The 18084-nt window shown below is 72.3% G+C and carries 18 protein-coding genes; 10 read left to right on the top strand and 8 right to left on the bottom strand.

The window, feature by feature from the left end:
* Window positions 1-59 precede the first annotated feature (59 nt).
* Genes OHA72_RS20290 through OHA72_RS20275 form a run of 4 tightly spaced genes read right to left on the bottom strand, consistent with a single transcriptional unit; the run spans window position 60 to window position 3619 of the window.
* Entirely contained in the window at window positions 60-989 is a 930-nt protein-coding gene (locus tag OHA72_RS20290) for an ABC transporter ATP-binding protein (RefSeq protein ID WP_327009366.1), read from the bottom strand.
* The gene (locus tag OHA72_RS20285; protein ID WP_327009365.1) at window positions 986-1789 is read right to left on the bottom strand and encodes an ABC transporter permease; all 804 of its coding nucleotides are present in this window, start codon (window positions 1787-1789) and stop codon (window positions 986-988) included. The genes OHA72_RS20290 and OHA72_RS20285 overlap by 4 nt, the downstream gene beginning before the upstream one ends.
* A complete protein-coding gene (locus tag OHA72_RS20280) occupies window positions 1782-2576 on the bottom strand; it encodes an ABC transporter permease (RefSeq protein WP_327009364.1) in 795 nt (264 codons plus the stop codon). The genes OHA72_RS20285 and OHA72_RS20280 overlap by 8 nt, the downstream gene beginning before the upstream one ends.
* A gap of 47 nt (window positions 2577-2623) precedes the next feature.
* Window positions 2624-3619, bottom strand: a complete 996-nt coding sequence (locus tag OHA72_RS20275; RefSeq protein WP_327009363.1) for a helix-turn-helix domain-containing protein — start codon at window positions 3617-3619, stop codon at window positions 2624-2626.
* 71 nt (window positions 3620-3690) lie between these two features.
* Between OHA72_RS20275 and OHA72_RS20270 the strand changes: the two genes are divergently transcribed.
* Window positions 3691-4143, top strand: coding sequence for a rhodanese-like domain-containing protein (locus OHA72_RS20270; RefSeq protein ID WP_327009362.1), 453 nt, complete (start codon window positions 3691-3693; stop codon window positions 4141-4143).
* Between the two features lie 5 nt (window positions 4144-4148).
* Here the strand turns inward: OHA72_RS20270 and OHA72_RS20265 are convergent, their stop codons facing one another.
* A complete protein-coding gene (locus OHA72_RS20265; RefSeq protein ID WP_327009361.1) occupies window positions 4149-5111 on the bottom strand; it encodes a zinc-binding dehydrogenase in 963 nt (320 codons plus the stop codon).
* 59 nt (window positions 5112-5170) lie between these two features.
* Complete coding sequence (locus OHA72_RS20260; RefSeq protein WP_327009360.1) at window positions 5171-5845, bottom strand: class I SAM-dependent methyltransferase; 675 nt, start codon at window positions 5843-5845, stop codon at window positions 5171-5173.
* A 116-nt stretch (window positions 5846-5961) separates the two neighbouring features.
* On the opposite strand from OHA72_RS20260, the gene OHA72_RS20255 reads away from it, so the two are divergent.
* The 9 genes from OHA72_RS20255 to OHA72_RS20215 all read left to right on the top strand — a co-directional run bounded on the left by OHA72_RS20255 (window position 5962) and on the right by OHA72_RS20215 (window position 16679).
* Window positions 5962-6471 (top strand): (2Fe-2S)-binding protein, encoded by a 510-nt coding sequence (locus tag OHA72_RS20255; protein WP_327011617.1) that lies wholly within the window; start codon window positions 5962-5964, stop codon window positions 6469-6471.
* Window positions 6468-7481, top strand: a complete 1014-nt coding sequence (locus OHA72_RS20250) for an FAD binding domain-containing protein (protein ID WP_327009359.1) — start codon at window positions 6468-6470, stop codon at window positions 7479-7481. The genes OHA72_RS20255 and OHA72_RS20250 overlap by 4 nt, the downstream gene beginning before the upstream one ends.
* On the top strand, window positions 7478-9661 hold the full coding sequence (locus OHA72_RS20245) for a xanthine dehydrogenase family protein molybdopterin-binding subunit (RefSeq protein ID WP_327009358.1): 2184 nt from the start codon (window positions 7478-7480) through the stop codon (window positions 9659-9661). Before OHA72_RS20250 ends, OHA72_RS20245 begins: the two co-directional genes overlap by 4 nt.
* 163 nt (window positions 9662-9824) lie before the next feature.
* Complete coding sequence (locus tag OHA72_RS20240) at window positions 9825-10832, top strand: LacI family DNA-binding transcriptional regulator (protein WP_327009357.1); 1008 nt, start codon at window positions 9825-9827, stop codon at window positions 10830-10832.
* Window positions 10829-12448 (top strand): FAD-dependent oxidoreductase, encoded by a 1620-nt coding sequence (locus OHA72_RS20235; RefSeq protein WP_327009356.1) that lies wholly within the window; start codon window positions 10829-10831, stop codon window positions 12446-12448. The genes OHA72_RS20240 and OHA72_RS20235 overlap by 4 nt, the downstream gene beginning before the upstream one ends.
* Before the next feature lie 29 nt (window positions 12449-12477).
* Window positions 12478-13758, top strand: a complete 1281-nt coding sequence (locus OHA72_RS20230) for an ABC transporter substrate-binding protein (RefSeq protein WP_327009355.1) — start codon at window positions 12478-12480, stop codon at window positions 13756-13758.
* Window positions 13759-13775: 17 nt separating this feature from the next.
* Window positions 13776-14639 carry a carbohydrate ABC transporter permease gene (locus tag OHA72_RS20225; protein WP_327009354.1) on the top strand — a complete coding sequence of 288 codons (864 nt, stop codon included), beginning with the start codon at window positions 13776-13778 and terminating at the stop codon, window positions 14637-14639.
* Window positions 14629-15459 carry a carbohydrate ABC transporter permease gene (locus OHA72_RS20220; protein WP_327009353.1) on the top strand — a complete coding sequence of 277 codons (831 nt, stop codon included), beginning with the start codon at window positions 14629-14631 and terminating at the stop codon, window positions 15457-15459. The genes OHA72_RS20225 and OHA72_RS20220 overlap by 11 nt, the downstream gene beginning before the upstream one ends.
* Window positions 15460-15650: 191 nt before the next feature.
* Window positions 15651-16679: a LacI family DNA-binding transcriptional regulator gene (locus tag OHA72_RS20215; protein ID WP_327009352.1), complete on the top strand. Its 1029-nt coding sequence runs from the start codon at window positions 15651-15653 to the stop codon at window positions 16677-16679.
* 126 nt (window positions 16680-16805) lie between these two features.
* On the opposite strand, the gene OHA72_RS20210 is transcribed toward OHA72_RS20215, so the two are convergent.
* Together OHA72_RS20210 and OHA72_RS20205 are read right to left on the bottom strand one after the other, a co-directional pair.
* Window positions 16806-17162 (bottom strand): histone-like nucleoid-structuring protein Lsr2, encoded by a 357-nt coding sequence (locus tag OHA72_RS20210; protein WP_203852988.1) that lies wholly within the window; start codon window positions 17160-17162, stop codon window positions 16806-16808.
* 304 nt (window positions 17163-17466) lie between these two features.
* A complete protein-coding gene (locus OHA72_RS20205) occupies window positions 17467-17739 on the bottom strand; it encodes a TIGR02611 family protein (RefSeq protein WP_327009351.1) in 273 nt (90 codons plus the stop codon).
* Window positions 17740-18084 lie beyond the last annotated feature (345 nt).

Genomic DNA, 18084 nt, shown 5'->3' with positions numbered 1-18084 from the left:
GTCCGGCTTCCGGTGGCGGCAGATGCGTGTGTCGCACGCCGGCGGTGACAAATGTCCCGTCAGGACGCGTACAGGCGTCGCACCACCGCTTCGATGTCCGGCTCCTCGATCGTCAGGTCGTGCAGCTGTGCCCGCTGCGTCACCGCGGTCAGGATCGCCGCGACGGTCGTCTCGCCCGGCCCGAACGACAGCCGCTGCCGCAGCCCGTCCGCCTCCGTCCCGACCAGGCGCGTGCCGGGGATGCCGTCCAGCGGCGGCGCCGGTTCGGTGAGGTCGACGACCACGATCCGTTCGGCGCCGACCTGCCCGACCAGCTGGGGCAGCGTCCCGTCGAACGCGAGCCGCCCGTGGTCGACGACGAGGATGCGTTCGGTGAGCCGGCGCACGTCGCCCATGTCGTGGGTCGCGAGCAGCAGGCTGGTGCCGTGCAGGGCACGCTGCTCGGTGAGGAACACCCGCAGCCGTTCCTTGCTGAGCACGTCCAGGCCGATCGTCGGCTCGTCGAGGATGAGCAGTTCCGGCCCGTGCAGCAGCGCGGCGGCGACCTCACCGCGGATGCGCTGCCCGAGCGACAGCTGGCGTACCGGCGTGTCCACGAACTCTGCGAGGTCCAGCCGGTCGACGAGCTCGGCGGTCCGCTCGCGCAGCGCGTCGCGACCCAGCCGGTGGATCGCGCCGAGCGCCCGGAACGAGTCCCGCAGCGGCAGGTCCCACCACAGCTGGCTGCGCTGCCCGAACACGACCCCGATCCGGCGCGCCAGCTGCCGCCGGTGCCGCAGCGGCTCCAGCCCGCAGGTCAGCGCCGAGCCCGAGGTCGGTTTGAGGATGCCGGTGAGCATCTTGATCGTCGTGGACTTGCCGGCACCGTTCGCGCCGATGTACCCGACGGCGGCACCCCTCGGCACGCTGAACGTGAGCCCGTCGACCGCCGTCTTCGCCCCGAACACCCGCCGCAGCGCGTCGAGCTCGATGATGTTGCCACCGCTCATGATCCGGCTCCCGTGTAGTGCCGCAGGCCCGCCCGCCAGCCGAGCAGCGCCACCGTCCAGACCGCCACCGCCGCGATCGGCGAGCACCAGCCGAGCACGGTGCCGGAGATCCCGCCCGGGAGGGTGCCGGGGATGTCGAGCAGGGTCAGCACCGGCAGGTACGCGACGAACGCCGCCGGCACCACGAACGTGAACAGCACCCGCGCCGGCGTGCCGAACACGCTCGTCGGGAACTGCGCGGCGTAGTTGCCGCCGTACACGAACGACGCCGTGAACTCGGCCCCTTCGACCAGCCAGAACTGCACGGCGGCGGCGCCGACGAACAGCCCCGCGAACAGCGCCGCGCCGGCGCACACCGTCACCGCGAGCAGCGCCGCCTTCGCCGGCGACCACACCACGCCGGAGTGTGCGAGGGCCACGACCGCGAGCACGGAGCCCGCCGCGGTGCGCCCGAACCTCCGCAACGAGATCTCGGCGGTGATCAGCTGGGCGAGGACCGGCAGCGGCCGCAGCAGGAACGCGTCGAGCGTGCCGGTGCGCAGGTAGTTCGGCAGCGCGTCGAGGTGCCCGACGACCAGGTCGGCGATGCTGAACGCCACGTGCCCGATCGCGAACACCAGCACGGCCGCGGCGAAGTCGAGCCCGCCGAGCGCCGGCACGTTGGCGAAGATGACGTAGATCTCGCCGAAGCCGCTGATCGTCGCGCCGAGGCTGGCGACGACGTCGATCGCGAAGGATCCCCGGTACACCGTCTGCGCCCGCATCCGCAGCCGCACCAGGACCACGTACGGGTTACCCACCCTGGATCACCAGCTTGCGGGTGCCGGCCGTGAAGACGACGCGGCCGGCGACGAGCAGGCACGCGGCCCACGCGGCCTGCACGGCGAGCAGCCGGACCGCCTCCCAGCCGGCGGCGTGGCCCATGAGCACGTCGATCGGGGTCTGCAGCATCGACGGGAACGGCGTCGCGGCGGCGAGCGTCGCCAGCCACTCCGGGAACCACCGCACCGGTACGGCGAGGCCGCACAGGATGTTGGTGACCAGCAGGTACAGCGTCATCGGGCCGCGCAGGTCCAGCAGCCAGAACGCGGTCAGGTTCACCAGCCACCGGCACGCGAACGACACGACGACCGCGAACGCGACGCTGAGCAGGCCGAGGACGTACGCGGCCGGGTCGCCGGGCAGGGCGAGCCCGGTCACGGCGGCGCCGACGGCGAGCGGCGGCAGCCCGCGGGGCAGGAACACGAACGCGGCCCGCCCGAGGTCGGCGGCGAGGTACGCGAGCATCGGGTCGACGGGCCGGGCCAGGTCGACGGCGACGTCGCCGGTGCGGATCCGCTGCGCCAGCTCGTTCCACGCGAAGAAGAACACGGGGCCGATGAGGGCCTGCCCGAGCCACACGTAGGTGACGCCGGTCAGCGCGTCGTAGCCGCCGAGCGTGCCACCGGCGGCGGCCACGGTCGCGGTGATGACACCGGCCCGGATCAGGCCGAACACGCTGTTGGTGAACGCGCCCGCGAATGCCGCGAGGCGGTAGGTCGACCATCGCCGGAACCCGATGCCGACGAGCGTCAACCAGAGGCGCACGACGCGTAACGCTATCCCGGATCGCGCCGCGACGGGGGTGTGCCCCGCTACCGGTCGTGGGTCCGGGTGCGGAACGCCTGGCGGTACGCGGACGGCGACGTGCGCATCATGGTCGCGAAGTGGTGCCGGTACGTGACCGGCGTGTCGAACCCGACGGCCGTCGCGATCTGCTCGATCGGGGAGCCGGTGGACTCCAGCAGCGCCAGGCTCGCCTGCACGCGCTGGCGGATCAGCCAGCGGATCGGGCTCGTGCCGGTCGTGCGCGTGAAGTGCCGCAGGTAGGTGCGCGGCGACATGTGCGCCTGCCGGGCGAGCACGTCCACGGTGAGCGGCTCGGCGAGGTGCTCGAGCGCCCAGTCGACGCTGCGGGCGATGCGCTCGTCGCCGTCACCGCCGGATCCGGTGCCGGCGGGCATCGGCGCCTCGATGAACTGGGCCTGGCCGCCGTCGCGGTGGGGCTGCACGACGAGCCGGCGGGCGACCGCGTTGGCGATCGTGGCGCCGTGGTCGGCGCGGATGACGTGCAGGCACAGGTCCAGGCCGGCGGCGCTGCCCGCGCTGGTCCACACGTCGCCTTCGGCGAGGTAGAGGACGCCGGGATCCACGTGCACGGCGGGGAACCGGCGCTGCAGCAGCTCCGCGTAGCGCCAGTGGGTCGTGGCGCGCCGGCCGTCGAGCAGCCCGGCGGCGGCGAGCGCGAAGGCGCCGGAGCAGATCGACAGGATGCGGGCGCCGCGGGTGTGCGCGGTGCGCAGCGCGTCGAGCACCGCCGGCGGCGGGTCGGCGTGGACGTTCGCAACGCCGGGGACGATGACGGTGCCGGCGGCCGCGAAGTCGTCGAGCCCGAACGGCGTGGTGAGGGTCGCCCCGCCGATCATCGGCACCGGCGCGTCGCTCGGCGCGCAGACGGCCAGCCGGTACCAGGGGCGGTCGAACTCGGGGCGCGGCAGCCCGAACACCTCGGTGACGATGCCGGTCTCGAACGCCGACATGCCCGGGAACACGAGCACGGACACCGTCATCTCAGCTTCCGTCCCAGCCATGGCGGTATCTTAGCGAACAGTGGCATTCGCGCCACTATTCGGCGCCGTGCCCGCTGCCGCACGATGCATCCATGCCAAACACAGCAACCCGCAACAGCGCCGCGGTCAGTCACTTCGAGGAGCGGCTGCGGTTCGAGACGGATGTCAGTGACGTGCACGCGGCCCTCGAAGCGGGCACGCCCGGCTACGTCGTCGTCGACTCGCGCGGCGCGCAGGCGTGGGCGCAGGGGCACCTGCCGGGCGCGGTGCACCTGCCGACGGCGCAGATCGCCGCGCGCGCCGCCGAGGTGGTCCCCGCGGGCGACGGGGTGCAGGTCGTCACGTACTGCTGGGGGCCGGGCTGCAACGGCGCGACACGGGCGGCGCTCGAGTTCGCGAAGCTCGGCTACCAGGTCAAGGAGATGCTCGGCGGATACGAGTACTGGGTCCGCGAGGGCTTCACGTTCCAGACGCCGGCCGGGCCGGACCGCCGCCCGGCCGACGAGCTCACCGCGCCACGCTGGGCCGTTTCATGTGACTGTTAGCCCAGTCATGTGACTGTAAGAACCGTCTTGCCGATCGCGGTGCGGGACTCGATCGCGGCGTGGGCGTCGGCGGCGCGCTCCAGCGGGAACGTCTGCCCGATCAGCGGCGTGAACCGGCCCGCGGCGACGTCGTGCAGCGCGCGGATCAGGTACGCACGGAACCGGTCGGGGGCCAGCTGCACGGATTCCAGGCCGGTCGCGGTGATGCCACGGGACCGGGCGAGCACGGGGTCGGCGGTGGCGAACCCGCCCGCCGGGGTGCCGTGCGCGGAGAACCGGCCGCCTTCGACGACGAGGTCGAACGCGGCGCGGCCGTAGTCGCCGCCGGCGCCGTCGAGGACCACGTCGACGCCGCCGGTCGCATCCCACACCGTGTCGGTCCAGTCGGCGCCGCCGTAGTCCACGACGTGCGCCGGGCCCAGGGAGCGCAGCGCGCCGAGCTTGGCGGCGCCGCGGGCAGCGGCCACGACGGTCGCCCCGGCGGCCTTCGCGGCCTGGACGAGCAGCGCGCCCATGCCGCCCGCGGCGGCGGTGACCAGGACGCGGTCGCCGGCGACGACCTTCACGACGTCCATGAGGGCGAGCGCGGTGACGCCGTCGTGCAGGACCGCGGCCGCGGCGCGCGCGTCGACACCGTCGGGGATGTCGACGAGGGCGTCCGCGGGGACGGCGACGCGGGTGGCGTACCCGCCGCCGGCGTGCCCGAGCCGCGCCACCACCCGCCGCCCGGATGAGCCGGACGGGCCGGACACGACGCCGGCGACACCGACGCCGGGACGGTACGGCGGCGTGACGGGGAAGTACGCGCCACCGCCGCCGGAGCGGACCATCGTCTCCAGCCACAGCGTGTCCGCCGCGTCCACGTCGACGACGACCATGTCCGTCCCGGTGCCGGGGTCCGGATCGGGGACTTCGACGGGTTGCAGGACCTCCGGACCGCCGAAGCGGGCCACCTCGATCGCCTTCATGCGCTCCAGCTTGAAACCTCAAGCACGGTTGAGGTCAAGTGCTGTCCGGGCAGCGCCGTTCAGACGGTGGCGGTGAGCCAGTGGCGGCCGGCGTCGAGGTGGCGCTCGAAGCGCAGGCCCGCGCCCGCGAGGGCGGCGTGCAGGTCGGCGCGGCTCAGCCGGCGGGTCGCGAACCGGTGCGACCAGGCCCCGCCGTCCTCGGCGCGGTACGTGCAGACCGCCTGCAGCACGGTGCCGTCGTGGGACAGCGGGGTGTCGGTCACCTCGATGCCGCCGATGCGACCGGTGACGGCACGCATGTCGGCGAACACCCGGTCGAACCAGGCCGGCGGCAGCCACTGGATCAGCACCCGGCCGTCGGCGGCGAGGTGCCGGCGGCACGCGGCGAGCAGCCGCCCGCGCAGCCGGTCGTCGGGGGTGTTGAGGAGGTGGCTGGCCAGCAGGACCGCCGGGAACCGCCGGTCGAGGTCGAGGGTCTCGATGTCGGCGAGGACGGTGGTGAGGACGGCGGCCGGGCCGCGCACGTGGGCGAGCATGCCGGCGGAGTTGTCGACGGCGGTGACCGGATGACCGAGCTCGATGAGCGGGTGGGTGAGCCGGCCGGCGCCGCAGCCCAGGTCGAGGATCTCCGCGCCGGGCGGGACCGCCGCGTGGATGAGCGCGGGCTCTCCGGTGGCCGGGAGCAGCGCGTACAGGTCGACGGGGCAGCCGTCCCGGGTCACCGCACCGTCCACGTGGTTACGGTCCCACAGTCCGGGTGACTTCGTGGGGCGGGCGGCGCCGCGCACGCATGGGCGCGGCGCCGTGGGGCAGGACGAAGACCGTGGAAAGACAGCACACGAGCGATCTCATGTTCTGCGTCAACGGTCACACGCACGAACTGCGCGTCGACAACCGGGCGACCCTGCTCGACGTGCTGCGCGAACAGCTGGCGCTGCCGGGCACCAAGAAGGGCTGTGACCACGGGCAGTGCGGCGCGTGCACGGTCCTGCTGGACGGCCGGCGGGTGAACAGCTGCCTCGTCCTCGCGGTCACCTGCCACGACGCCGCGGTCACGACCGTCGAGGGACTCAGCAGCCGCACGACGACCCAGATGGCCACGCCGCCGCACGAACGGCCGCCGCTGCACCCGATGCAGGAGGCGTTCGTCGCCCACGACGCGTTGCAGTGCGGCTTCTGCACGCCGGGCCAGATCTGCTCCGCCGTCGGCATGCTGGACGAGGCGGCGGCGGAGGACGTCGCGCTCGACGAGCACGAGATCCGCGAGCGCATGTCTGGCAACCTGTGCCGCTGCGGCGCGTACGTGAACATCGTCGCGGCCGTCCAGCAGGTGGCGGCGCAGGAGGTGGCCGCGCCGTGAAGCCGTTCGCGTATCAGCGGGCCGAGGCGGCGGACTCGGCGGTCGCCACGGTCGCGCGTGCCGGTGCCGCGTTCCTGGCCGGCGGGACGAACATCGTCGACCTGATGAAGCTCGGCGTCACCGCCCCCGACCTGCTGATCGACGTGACCGGGCTGCCGCTGCGGGACATCGAGGCGCTGCCGGACGGCGGGATGCGGGTCGGGGCACTCACCGCGAACTGTGATCTCGCCATCGATCCGGTGCTGCGGACCAGGTTCCCTGCGGTGGCGCTCGCGCTGCTGTCCGGGGCGTCGGCGCAGCTGCGCAACCGCGCCACGGTCGGCGGGAACCTGATGCAGCGCACCCGGTGCCGGTACTTCGTCGACGTCACGAAGCCGTGCAACAAGCGGCAGCCGGGCGCCGGCTGCGCGGCCCTCGACGGCGAGCACCGCGACCTGGCGATCATGGGCGCGGGGAACGGCACCGACAGGCCGGCGCGGCAGCCGCTGTGCATCGCGACGAACCCGTCGGACCTGGCGGTCGCGCTCGCCCTGGTGGACGCGCAGATCGAGCTGCTGACCGCGAACGGGCCCGCGACCATGAGCGTGCACGAGTTCTTCCGGCTGCCCGGCGACCGCCCCGAGCGCGACACGAACCTGCCGCCGGGTGCGTTGATCACCGCCGTGGTGCTGCCGGCGACCCCGATCGCGCGGATGTCGACGTACCGCAAGGTGCGGGACCGTTCGTCGTTCGCGTTCGCGGCGGGGTCGGTCGCGGCCGCCCTCGACGTGCGCGACGGGATCGTGCGGGACGTGCGGCTGGCGTACGGCGCGGTGGCGCACCGGCCGTGGCGGGCGTACGCGGCGGAGCGGCTGCTGCGGGGGCAGGCGGCGACGGTCGACAGCTTCGAGCGGGCCGCCGACGAGGAGCTCGCCGCGGCGAGACCGTTGCGGGACAACGCGTACAAGGTGCCGCTGATCCGCAACCTGACGGTCGGCGTCCTGCGGGGGATGACGGAGGCCAGCTGGTGACCAGCACACGCGCACAGACCCAGCCACAGACCCAGCCACAGACCCAGCCGCAGGCCCGCCCGGAGGCGGCGCGGCGCAGCATCGGGGCCGCGGGCCCGCGGCTCGAGGCGTGGGAGAAGGTGACGGGCCGGGCGCCGTACGCGGTCGACCACCCGGTGCCCGGTGCCGCGTACGCGTGGGTCGTCCAGTCGACGGTGGCCCGCGGGGTGGTCGTCGACGTCGACACGTCGCGCGCCCTCGCGGAGGACGGCGTCCTCGGGGTGCTCTGGCACGGCAACGCGCCGCGCCTCGAGCCGATCGGCGAACCCGAGCTGATGGTGCTGCAGTCGCCGCGGATCGCGTACCGGGGGCAGGTCGTCGCGGTGGTCGTGGCGACGTCGCCGGAGGCCGCGCGGGCCGGCGCCGACCTGGTGCGGGTCCGGGAGGACGGCACGAAACCGGACACCGTCCTGCGGATCGACCATCCCGCGCTGTACCAGCCGGTGCAGGTCAACGCCGGCTACCCGGCGCGTTCCGCGATCGGCGACGTCGACGCCGGGTTCGCCGCCGCCGCGGTGCGCATCGACGCGACGTACCGCACGCCGGCGGAGCACCACTGCGCGATGGAGCCGCACGCGACGACCGCGTTCTGGGAGCGTGGCTGCCTGGTCGTGTTCGACGGCACGCAGTCCTCGACGGCGGTGCACGAAGCGCTCGCCGGCCTGTTCGAGCTGCCGCCCCAGTCGGTGCGGGTCGTCAACGAGCACATCGGCGGCGGGTTCGGCAGCAAGGCCTCACCCAGGGCGAACGTGGTCCTCGCGGCGATGGCGGCGCGCCTCGTCGGCCGGCCGGTGAAGCTGGCGCTCACCCGGCAGCAGCTGTTCGCGATCGCCGGGTACCGCACGCCGACGATCCAGCGGATCCGGCTCGGCGCGACCGCGGACGGCAGGCTCCTCGCGATCGGGCATGAGGCGGTCAGCCAGACGTCGCAGCTGAGCGAGTTCGTCGAGCAGAGCGCGGTGCTGTCCCGGCACATGTACGCCGCGCCGCACCGCCTCACGACGCACCGGGTCGTGGCCCTCGACGTGCCGACGCCGGTGTGGATGCGGGCGCCCGGGGAGTGCCCGGGGGCGTTCGCCCTGGAGTCCGCGATCGACGAGCTGGCGTTCGCCGGCAACTGGGATCCGGTGCGGCTGCGCATCGACAACGAGCCGCCGGTACACCCGGAGGAGCAGATCCCGTTCTCCAGCCGGCACCTGGTCGAGTGCCTGCGTGACGGCGCGGAACGGTTCGGCTGGACGGATGCCTCCGGCCGCGTCGTGCGGGACCCGCGACCGGCGGTGCGCCGCGACGGGGAGTGGCTGGTCGGCACCGGGGTGGCGGCCTCGACGTACCCGGCGCTGACGTGGCCGTCGACGGCCCTGGCCCGGGCGACGGCCGACCAGCGGTTCGACGTGGAGGTCAACGCCGCCGACATCGGTACCGGCGCCCGCACCGTCCTGCGCCAGATCGCGGCGGACGCCCTCGACGTGCCGATCCACTGCGTGGAGATCACCGTCGGCGACTCGGCGATCGGCCCGGCCACCGTCGCGGGCGGTTCGATGGGGACCGCGTCGTGGGGCTGGGCGGTGACGAAGGCGTGCCGGCTGCTGCGGGAGCGCATCGAACGCGACCACGGCGGTCACGTGCCCGCCGGCGGCGTCGCCGTGCGCGCCGACACGACGCTGGAGATCCGCGACCGGCAGGAGTTCGCGCGGCACGCGTACGGCGCCCAGTTCTGCCAGGTGCGCGTGTCGACGGTGACGGGTGAGGTCCGGGTGGACCGCCTGCTGGGTGTGTTCGCCGCCGGGCGGATCGTGAACCCGACGACGGCCCGGTCGCAGCTGCTCGGCGGGATGACGATGGGCCTGTCGGGGGCGCTGCTGGAGCAGTCCGTGCTCGATCCGCGCACCGGCGACTTCGTGACCGGCGACCTCGCGGCGTACCACGTGGCGGTCAACGCCGACGTGCCGCGGATCGAGGTCGCGTGGCTGGACGAGCACGACCCGCACCTCAACCCGATGGGCGTGAAGGGCATCGGCGAGATCGGCATCGTCGGCACGGCGGCCGCCGTCGCGAACGCGGTCCACCACGCGACCGGCGTCCGCGTCCGCGAGCTCCCGATCGGCCTGGCAGAGATGATCACCAGGAGCGACGCCTGACCCGGGGAACGCGACGGGAAGCGACGAGAAGCAGGGGCTAATGCGTATTAGTATCTGACGCGAACGGGTAACGAAACCCCTCCCACGGCTTGACGGGCCAGCGGGCTCCGGCGCACGATTCGTGCCCAGAGCTTGCTGATACGCATTAGCCAAGGAGATTCCCGTGGGACGTCGAGTCACGCAGCGCGACATCGCGCGGATGACCGGCGTCAGCCAGGCGACCGTCTCCGTCGTGCTGAACGAGACCGGCACGGTGCGCATCGCGCCGGAGACGCGCCAGCGGGTGCTCGACGCGATCCGCGCCACCGGCTACGTCGCCGACGTCGTCGGGCGGCGCCTCGCCGACCGCAGCAACCGGATCCTCGGCGTGTTCACCTACGAGCCGGTGTTTCCCAGCGCGACCGCCGACTTCTACCACCCGTTCCTGGTCGGCATCGAGCAGCGGGCCGAGCAGCTCGGCTGCGACCTGCTGCTGTTCACGTCCGGCCCGCACCGGATGCGCCTCGCCGACGGCTGCATCGTCCTGGGCCGCTCGATCGGCCGGGACGAGCTGGCACGGCTGGTCGCCGAGCACCACCCGTTCGTCAGCGTCGGCCGGCGCGACTCCCCCGACGTGCCGTACGTCGGCGCCGACTACGGTGCCGCGACCGCCGCCCTGGTCGCGTCGGCGGTCGGGCTGGGGCACCGGCGCCTCGCGTACGTGGGCACCGGCGGGCCCGCCGAGTCGCACCTGGACCGGCTGCGTGGCTTCGCCGACGCGTGCCTGGCCGCCGGCGTGTTCGCGACCCACGAGCCGCGCAGGGACGACACCCTCACCGACGCGGTCCGCCGGGTCCTCGCCGCCGGTGTCACCGGGATCTTCCTCGAGGAGCCCGCCGACGCGGCCGAGCTGATCGCGGCGCTGGCCGGGCACGGCCGGGACGTCCCCGGCGACGTGTCGGTTGTGGTGCTCGGCGAGCCGACCCGGGCGGGCGCCACTCCCCCGCCGTTCGACGTGACCCGGTTCCGCACCCCGCGCCGCGAGATGGGCTGGCAGGCGGTCGACCGCCTCACCGAGATCGTCGGCGGCGGCAGCGGCAGTGACACGGCATCCAGGCAGACGTTGCTCGCCTGCGAGCTCGTACCCGGTGAAACCCTGAAAAGCGCAAGCGCAAGCAAGGAGAGCACGTGAAGGAATTGGCGGCGGACGTCCTCGTCGTGGGCGGCGGGCTCGGCGGGGTGGCGGCGGCACTGGCCGCGCTGCGGGCCGGGCGGACGGTCGTGCTCACCGAGGAGTACGACTGGCTCGGCGGGCAGCTCACCAGCCAGGCGGTCCCGCCGGACGAGCACAGCTGGGTCGAACAGTTCGGGGTGACCGCGAGCTACCGGGCGCTGCGCGACGGGATCCGCGACTACTACCGGCGCTACTACCCGCTCACCGACGCGGCCCGGCGCTGGACGCACCTGAACCCGGGCGCCGGTGGCGTCAGCCGGCTGTGCCACGAGCCCGCGGTCGCGAAGGCCGTCCTGGAGGCGATGCTGCAGCCGTACCGCGGCGGCGGCCGGCTCACCGTGCTGCAGCCTTGGACGGCGACGGGTGCCGAGACCGACGGCGACCGGGTCACCGCCGTGACCGGCAGGCACCGCGACAGCCACGAGCAGACCACGGTCACCGCGCGGTACGTGCTGGACGCGACCGAGACCGGCGAGCTGCTGCCGCTGACCGGCACCGAGTACGTGACCGGGTTCGAGTCGCAGGACGACACCGGCGAGCCCAGCGCCCCGCCGGTCGCGCAGCCGGGCAACATGCAGGCCGTCTCGGTGTGCTTCGCGATCGACCACGTCGACGGCGACCACACGATCGACCGGCCCGACGCGTACGGGTTCTGGCGGGCGTACGCACCGCCGTTCTGGGGCGGCCCGCTGCTGTCGTGGCGGTCGCCGCACCCGCGGACCCTGGAGATCTCGGAGCGCAGCTTCACCCCGAACCCCGACGACGACCCGGTCGGTGTCGTCGCGGACCAGCGGCTCGACCCGGGCGACGCGAACCTGTGGACGTTCCGGCGGATCGCGGCCAGGAACCTGTTCACGCCCGGCGCGTACGCCAGCGACATCACGCTCGTCAACTGGCCGATGATCGACTACTTCGAGTCGCCGGTCATCGACGTGCCCGACGCCGCCGAGCACCTGGCGCGGGCCCGGGAGCTGTCCATGTCGGTGCTGTACTGGCTGCAGACCGAGGCGCCCCGCCCCGACGGCGGCACCGGCTTCCCGGGGCTGCGGCTGCGGGGCGACGTGACCGGGTCGCGTGACGGGCTGGCGCAGGCGCCGTACATCCGCGAGTCACGGCGCATCCTCGCCGACTACACCGTCGTGGAGCAGGACCTGTCCTACGCGGTGCGCGGCGACAAGGGCAGCGTCGCCTACCCCGACTCCGTCGGCGTCGGCATGTACCGCATCGACCTGCACCCGTCCACGGGCGGCGACACGTACATCGACGTGCCGAGCAGCCCGTTCCAGATCCCGCTCGGCGCGCTGCTGCCCCGCCGGGTCGAGAACCTCCTGCCGGCGGCGAAGAACCTCGGCACCACCCACATCACCAACGGCTGCTACCGGCTGCACCCCGTCGAGTGGAACATCGGCGAGGCCGCCGGCGCCCTGGCGGCGTTCTGCCTGGACGAGACCGACCGCGGCCGGCGCACCACCCCCCGCGCCGTCCGCGACGACCCCGCCCGGCTCGCCGCGTTCCAGTCCCGCCTGACCGCAGGCGGCGTCGAGCTCGCCTGGCCCGACGTCACCGGCTACTGACACACCCCCCGACACCCCAGGAGAATCCGATGCGACTGAAACCAGCGCTAGCGATCGCCACCGTCGCGCTGCTCGGCCTGACCGCGTGCGGCTCGGGCGACGACAAGGCGCCGAAGGACACCGGACCGGTCTCGCTGCGCATGACGATCTGGACCGCCAACGAGGCCCACCTGAAGCTGTTCAACGAGATCGCCGGCGAGTACAAGGCGGCCCACCCGAACGTCACCGAGATCAAGTTCGACTCGCTGCCGTTCGACACCTACACCACCGCGCTCACCACGCAGATCGCCGGCGGGAACCAGCCCGACCTCGCCTGGATCCTGGAGAACTCCGCGCCCGACTTCGTCTCCTCCGGCGCGCTGGTACCGCTCGACGACACGCTGAAGAAGACGCCCGGGTACCAGTTCGAGGACCTCGGCGCCAGCCCGATGAAGCTCTGGCAGCAGCAGGGCAAGCTGTACGCGTACCCGTTCTCGACCTCGCCGTTCGGCGTGTTCGTCAACAATGACCTGGTGAAGAAGGCCGGTAAGCCCACCCCCGCGGAGCTCATCGCGGCCGGGAACTGGACCTGGGACACCGCGCTGCAGACCGCGTCCGCCGTCAACGCGGCGACGGGCAAGGGCGGCCTGGTCGTGCGGGACTTCGACTACAAGTCGTGGCAGAACCTGGCCAGCTTCTGGGGCGGCTGGGGCGCGCAGGCGTGGAGCACCGACGGCAAGACCTGCGGGTTCGACAAACCGGAGATGGTCGAGGCGATGACCACGCTGCACAAGGCGATCTTCACCGACAAGGCCCTGCCGGGCCCCGGCGTCAGCGCCGACTTCTTCGCCGGCGACGCCGCCATGACGATCACCCAGATCAGCCGGGCGTCGCTGCTGAAGAACCAGTTCGGCTGGGACCTGGTGCCGCTGCCGAAGGGCAAGGTCGGCGACTACGCGGTCTTCGGCCAGGCCGGCATCGGGGTGTTCAAGAAGAGCAGGCACGCCGACGCCGCGCAGGAGTTCCTCGCGTTCATGACCAGCCCCGCGAACTCCGCGAAGCTCGCCGCGTACTTCCCGCCGCCGCGCACCTCGCAGCAGACCGCGGAGACCCTCGCGAAGACCAACCCGCTGCTCAAGCCCGACCAGCTGCAGAAGGTCGTCGTCGACGGGATCGCCAAGGGCGCGGTCGGCCCCAGCCACGCCGGGTTCGCGGAGCTGTCGCAGACCGTCCGCGCCAGCCTCGACCCGCTGTGGCAGCCGCAGGCCGACGTCAAGGCGGTGCTGTCCGGCGTGTGCGCGAAGATCGCCCCGCAACTGGCGAAGCAGTGAGGCTCAGGTCACAAACGGTGGACCGGCTGGCCGGGTGGCTGTTCATCGCCCCCCAGCTGGCCGGCTCGGCCGTCTTCGTCTTCGCACCGCTGTGCATGGTGCTCTGGTACAGCCTGCACGAGTGGAACGTCCTCGCCGACAGCTTCGAGTTCGTCGGCGCCGACAACTACCAGGCGCTGCTGGACGACCCGTCGCTGCCGTCGGTGCTGCGGGCGACCGGGATCTTCTCCGTCGGGCTGGTCGTGTTCAACCTCAGCCTGGCGCTGCTGCTCGCGGTGCTGCTCAACCAGCGGCTGCGGGGGCTGGCGGTGTACCGGACGCTGTTCTTCTCCCCGGTCGTCGTGTCGCTGGTCGCCTGGACGATCGTGTGGGGGTTCCTGCTGCAGTCCAACGGCGGCGTCAACGGCCTGCTCGACACGATCGGCGTCGAGGGACCGAACTGGCTGCGGACCGGCCCGACCGCGATGGTGTCGGTGATCGCGGTGCAGGTGTTCAAGAACGTCGGGCTCAACATGGTGCTGTTCCTCGCCGCGTTGCAGGGGGTACCCGGTGAGCTGTACGAGGCGGCCCAGCTGGACGGCGCGTCGGCGTGGACCCGGTTCCGGCGCATCACCGTACCGATGATCAGCCCCACGATCCTGCTCACGTCGATCATCACGGTGGTCGGCTCGCTGCAGGTGTTCGCGCAGATCGCCGTGCTCACCCAGGGCGGCCCCGGCACCTCGACCACGGTGCTCGTCTACTACCTCTACCAGCAGGCGTTCCAGTTCCATCACTTCGGCTACGGCTCGACCCTGGCCATCCTGCTGTTCGTCATCGTGCTCGCCCTGACGCTCGTGCAGTGGCAGCTGCGCCGGAAGTGGGTCGTCCATGAGCAGTAGAGCCAAGGTCCTCGTGTACGGGCTGCTCTCGGTGCTCTGCATCCCGTTCGTGTTCCCGACGTGGTGGATGGTGACCTCGTCGTTCAAGCCGACCAGCGAGATCTTCGCGTACCCGCCGCGGCTGCTGCCCTCCGAGTGGCACTTCGGCGCCTACCGGGAGGTGTTCCGGCTGCAGCCGTTCGCGGAGCAGTACTGGAACAGCCTGTACATCGCCGCCATCGTCACCGTCGGCACCATGGCGGTCGCGTCCCTGGCCGGGTATGCGTTCGCCAGGATCCGCTTCCCCGGGCAGAACGTGCTGTTCGTGGTGGTGCTCACCGGCCTGCTCATCCCGAGCGAGGTGACGATCGTGCCGCTGTTCCAGCTGTTCAACCGGTTCGGGATGATCGACACGCACTGGCCGCTGATCCTGGTGCCGATCTTCGGTGCGCCGAGCGTCCTGGCGACGTTCATCATGCGGCAGTTCTTCGTGACCCTGCCGAAGGAGCTGGAGGAGGCGGCCCGCGTCGACGGGCTCGGCCGGTTCGCCACGTTCCGGCGCATCGCCCTGCCCCTGGCCCGCCCGGCGCTCGGCGCGGTCGGCATCTTCACGTTCCTCAACAGCTGGAACCTGTTCCTGGAGCCGGTGGTGTACCTGTCGAGCAAGGACAAGTTCACGCTGCCGCAGGCGCTGACGCAGTACGTCGACGCGTACGGCGGCCCGATGTGGGACGTGCAGCTGTCGGCCGCGTCGCTGACCGCGCTGCCCGTGCTCGTCGTCTTCGTCATCGCGCAGCGCCAGTTCGTGGAAGGGCTCGCCCACACGGGGCTCAAAGGGTGATACACCTTCGATCGTGAGCGGACCGGAGCGCAGCGGAGTGGCCGCGAACCGGCGTTGCAGAAGTGGCTCAGGCCGACGCCGGAGCGCAGCGGAGGTGGCGGCGTGAGCGGACCGGAGCGCAGCGGAGTGGCCGCGAACCGGCGTTGCAGAAGTGGCTCAGGCCGACGCCGGAGCGCAGCGGAGGTGGCGGCATGAGCAGACGGGTCACCCAGCGGGACATCGCGCGGATGACGGGGGTGAGCCAGGCGACCGTGTCGCTGGTGCTCAACAACCGCACCGGTGACGAGGTGCGGATCGCGCCCGAGACCCGGCAGCGGGTGCTCGACGCGATCCGCGCCACCGGCTACGTCGCCGACCCCGTCGCCCGGCGGCTCGTGTCGGGGCGCAACCGGATCCTGGGCGTGTTCACGTATGAGCCGGTGTTCCCCAGCACCGCGGCCGACTTCTACCACCCGTTCCTGGTCGGCATCGAACAGCGGGCCGAGCAGCTGGGCTGCGACCTGCTGCTGTTCACGTCGAGCTCGCAGGCGTCAGGGGCCGGCGGCGGCGGGCGCAAGATCTTCCACGCGGACAGCAGGATCGGGATCGCGGACGGCACGATCCTGCTCGGCCGCCGCGTCGACCGCGACGACCTGGTCCGGCTCGTCGGGGAGGGGCACGCGTTCGTGTCCGTCGGCCGGCGCGACGACGCCGGCGGCCCGGTCCCCTACGTCGGCGCCGACTACCCGGCCGCGGTCACGGCGCTGCTGCAGCGGGCGGGCGGGCTCGGGCACACCCGCGTCGGATACCTGGGCACCGGCGGCCCCGCCGAGTCACACGCCGACCGGCTCCGCGGCTTCCAGGCGGCGGGCGGCGCCGTGCACCTGCGCCCGCCGCAGCGCGGCTGGCTGGACGCGATCGAGCGGGAGCACCTCACGGCGGTGTTCCTGGAGGAGTACGCCGACGCGGCGGCGCTGATCGAGGCGGCCCGCGCCCGGGGATGGTCGGTGCCCGGCGACCTGTCGGTGGTGGCGCTCGGCGAGCCGAGCGGCGCCGGCCCCCTCGACGAGGCGGTCACGAGGCTGCGGATCCCGCGCCGCGAGATGGGCTGGCAGGCGGTGGAGCAGTTGACCGCTGCCATTACGGCGGCCGCCGGCGGCGGTGCGGCAGGCAGTGCGGTTGCGCAGCGACTGCTGCCCTGCGCTATCCACGCCGGCGCCACCCTCGTTTCCCGGTCGTGATTGCGATCGAGCCGCGGCCCTGCCGGGCCGCGGCTCGATCTCGTTTCCGCCGGAATGCGACACTGCATCGACCGGTTTCTCAACTCGTGGTAATTCGGTGCGGCCCGGCGGGCAGGCCGCCGGTGTTTAGCGGCCGGCCTCGGCGTGGTAGCGGTCCACCACGTCCTGCTTGATCCGGCCCCGGTCGGAAACGTCGATCCCCTTGGCCTGCGCCCATTCCCGAATGGCACGGTTCTGGTCGCGGTCGCCACGGGTGACGCCCCGGCCGCGCACGTCGCGACCGCGCACGGTGCTGACCACGCCACCACGCCCGATCTTCGTCGCGGCGGCGACGAAGGGAGCGACGGCGTCGCGCAGCTTCGCCGCGTTGGACGCGGACAGGTCGATCTCGTACTGCACGCCGTCGAGCGCGAACACGATGCTCTCGGCAGCGGGCTTGCCGTCGATGTCGTCGATCAGCTCGTGGATGACGCGCTTTGCCATGAGTGGCCTTTCTTTCAGGTGCTGCCAATGCGCCGCATCATCGACACGGCGTCGCATCATTCGGACACGAACCAAGATACTCAGCGGGATACTACGCCCTGATACCGGGCGAGATTACTCCCACCGTACCGTTCTCGCCCACCTGCCGCTGAATCACCGCGTCACGAAACGCAGACAACATGAAACGCGCACAATCGGTTAAGTCGGCAACGCGGATCCGGCACGCAGATCACGGCCGGCACCGATCACCCGGCCCGGATGTCCTTGGCTCATCCTCGACCGCAGCATGATCGCTGTCGTGAAGTCAGGCGAGCATCCGCAGCGAGAGCAGCAACGCCGCACCGACGACGAGAAGCACACCGCCGACGGAGACGATCCGCACCAGCCAGGAGCCGTCACGCACCAGACGGGTCCAGCGCAGCAACTGCCGGCGGGTGAACGCCAGCAGCCGCCGGGCCCAGTGGAACTCCATGGCCAGGATCGCCAGGCCGCCGAGAATGATGACCCAGCCGGGGCCCGGCAGCGGCAGCAGCACCACGCCGACCGCGATGACCAGGGTGCCCACGAGCGCCACCACGAGCTTCACCCCGAACCGGCCGGCCCTGGTCGCGTAGAGCCGCTCGCGCCAGCGCAGCAGCCGGGTCCCAATACCCGTCCCGGAGCCCTGCTCCGGCGCAGCGACACGCCGGAAGTCACCCGGTGGGGAGCCAAGCGGTCCGGAATCAGGCGTAACGCCCGACCCGTCCGCCTCACTGTCGCGCAATTTCCGTTCCCATCACTGGATAACCCGTCACTCCCACGAACCACTGGACGTTACCCGAATGAATTGACGTACGACCCACACGTCACGTCAAGGACCCCGGTCACGCTCTGAAAACCGGACATCGCGCGCAGGTTGTTCGGTTGACGGCAAATCGGGCCC

Source organism: Dactylosporangium sp. NBC_01737 (assembly GCF_035963215.1).
Classification (GTDB): Bacteria; Actinomycetota; Actinomycetes; order Mycobacteriales; family Micromonosporaceae; genus Dactylosporangium.
The sequence above is the reverse complement of the archived record's forward strand: the minus strand, read 5'-3'. Positions and strand labels throughout refer to the sequence as shown.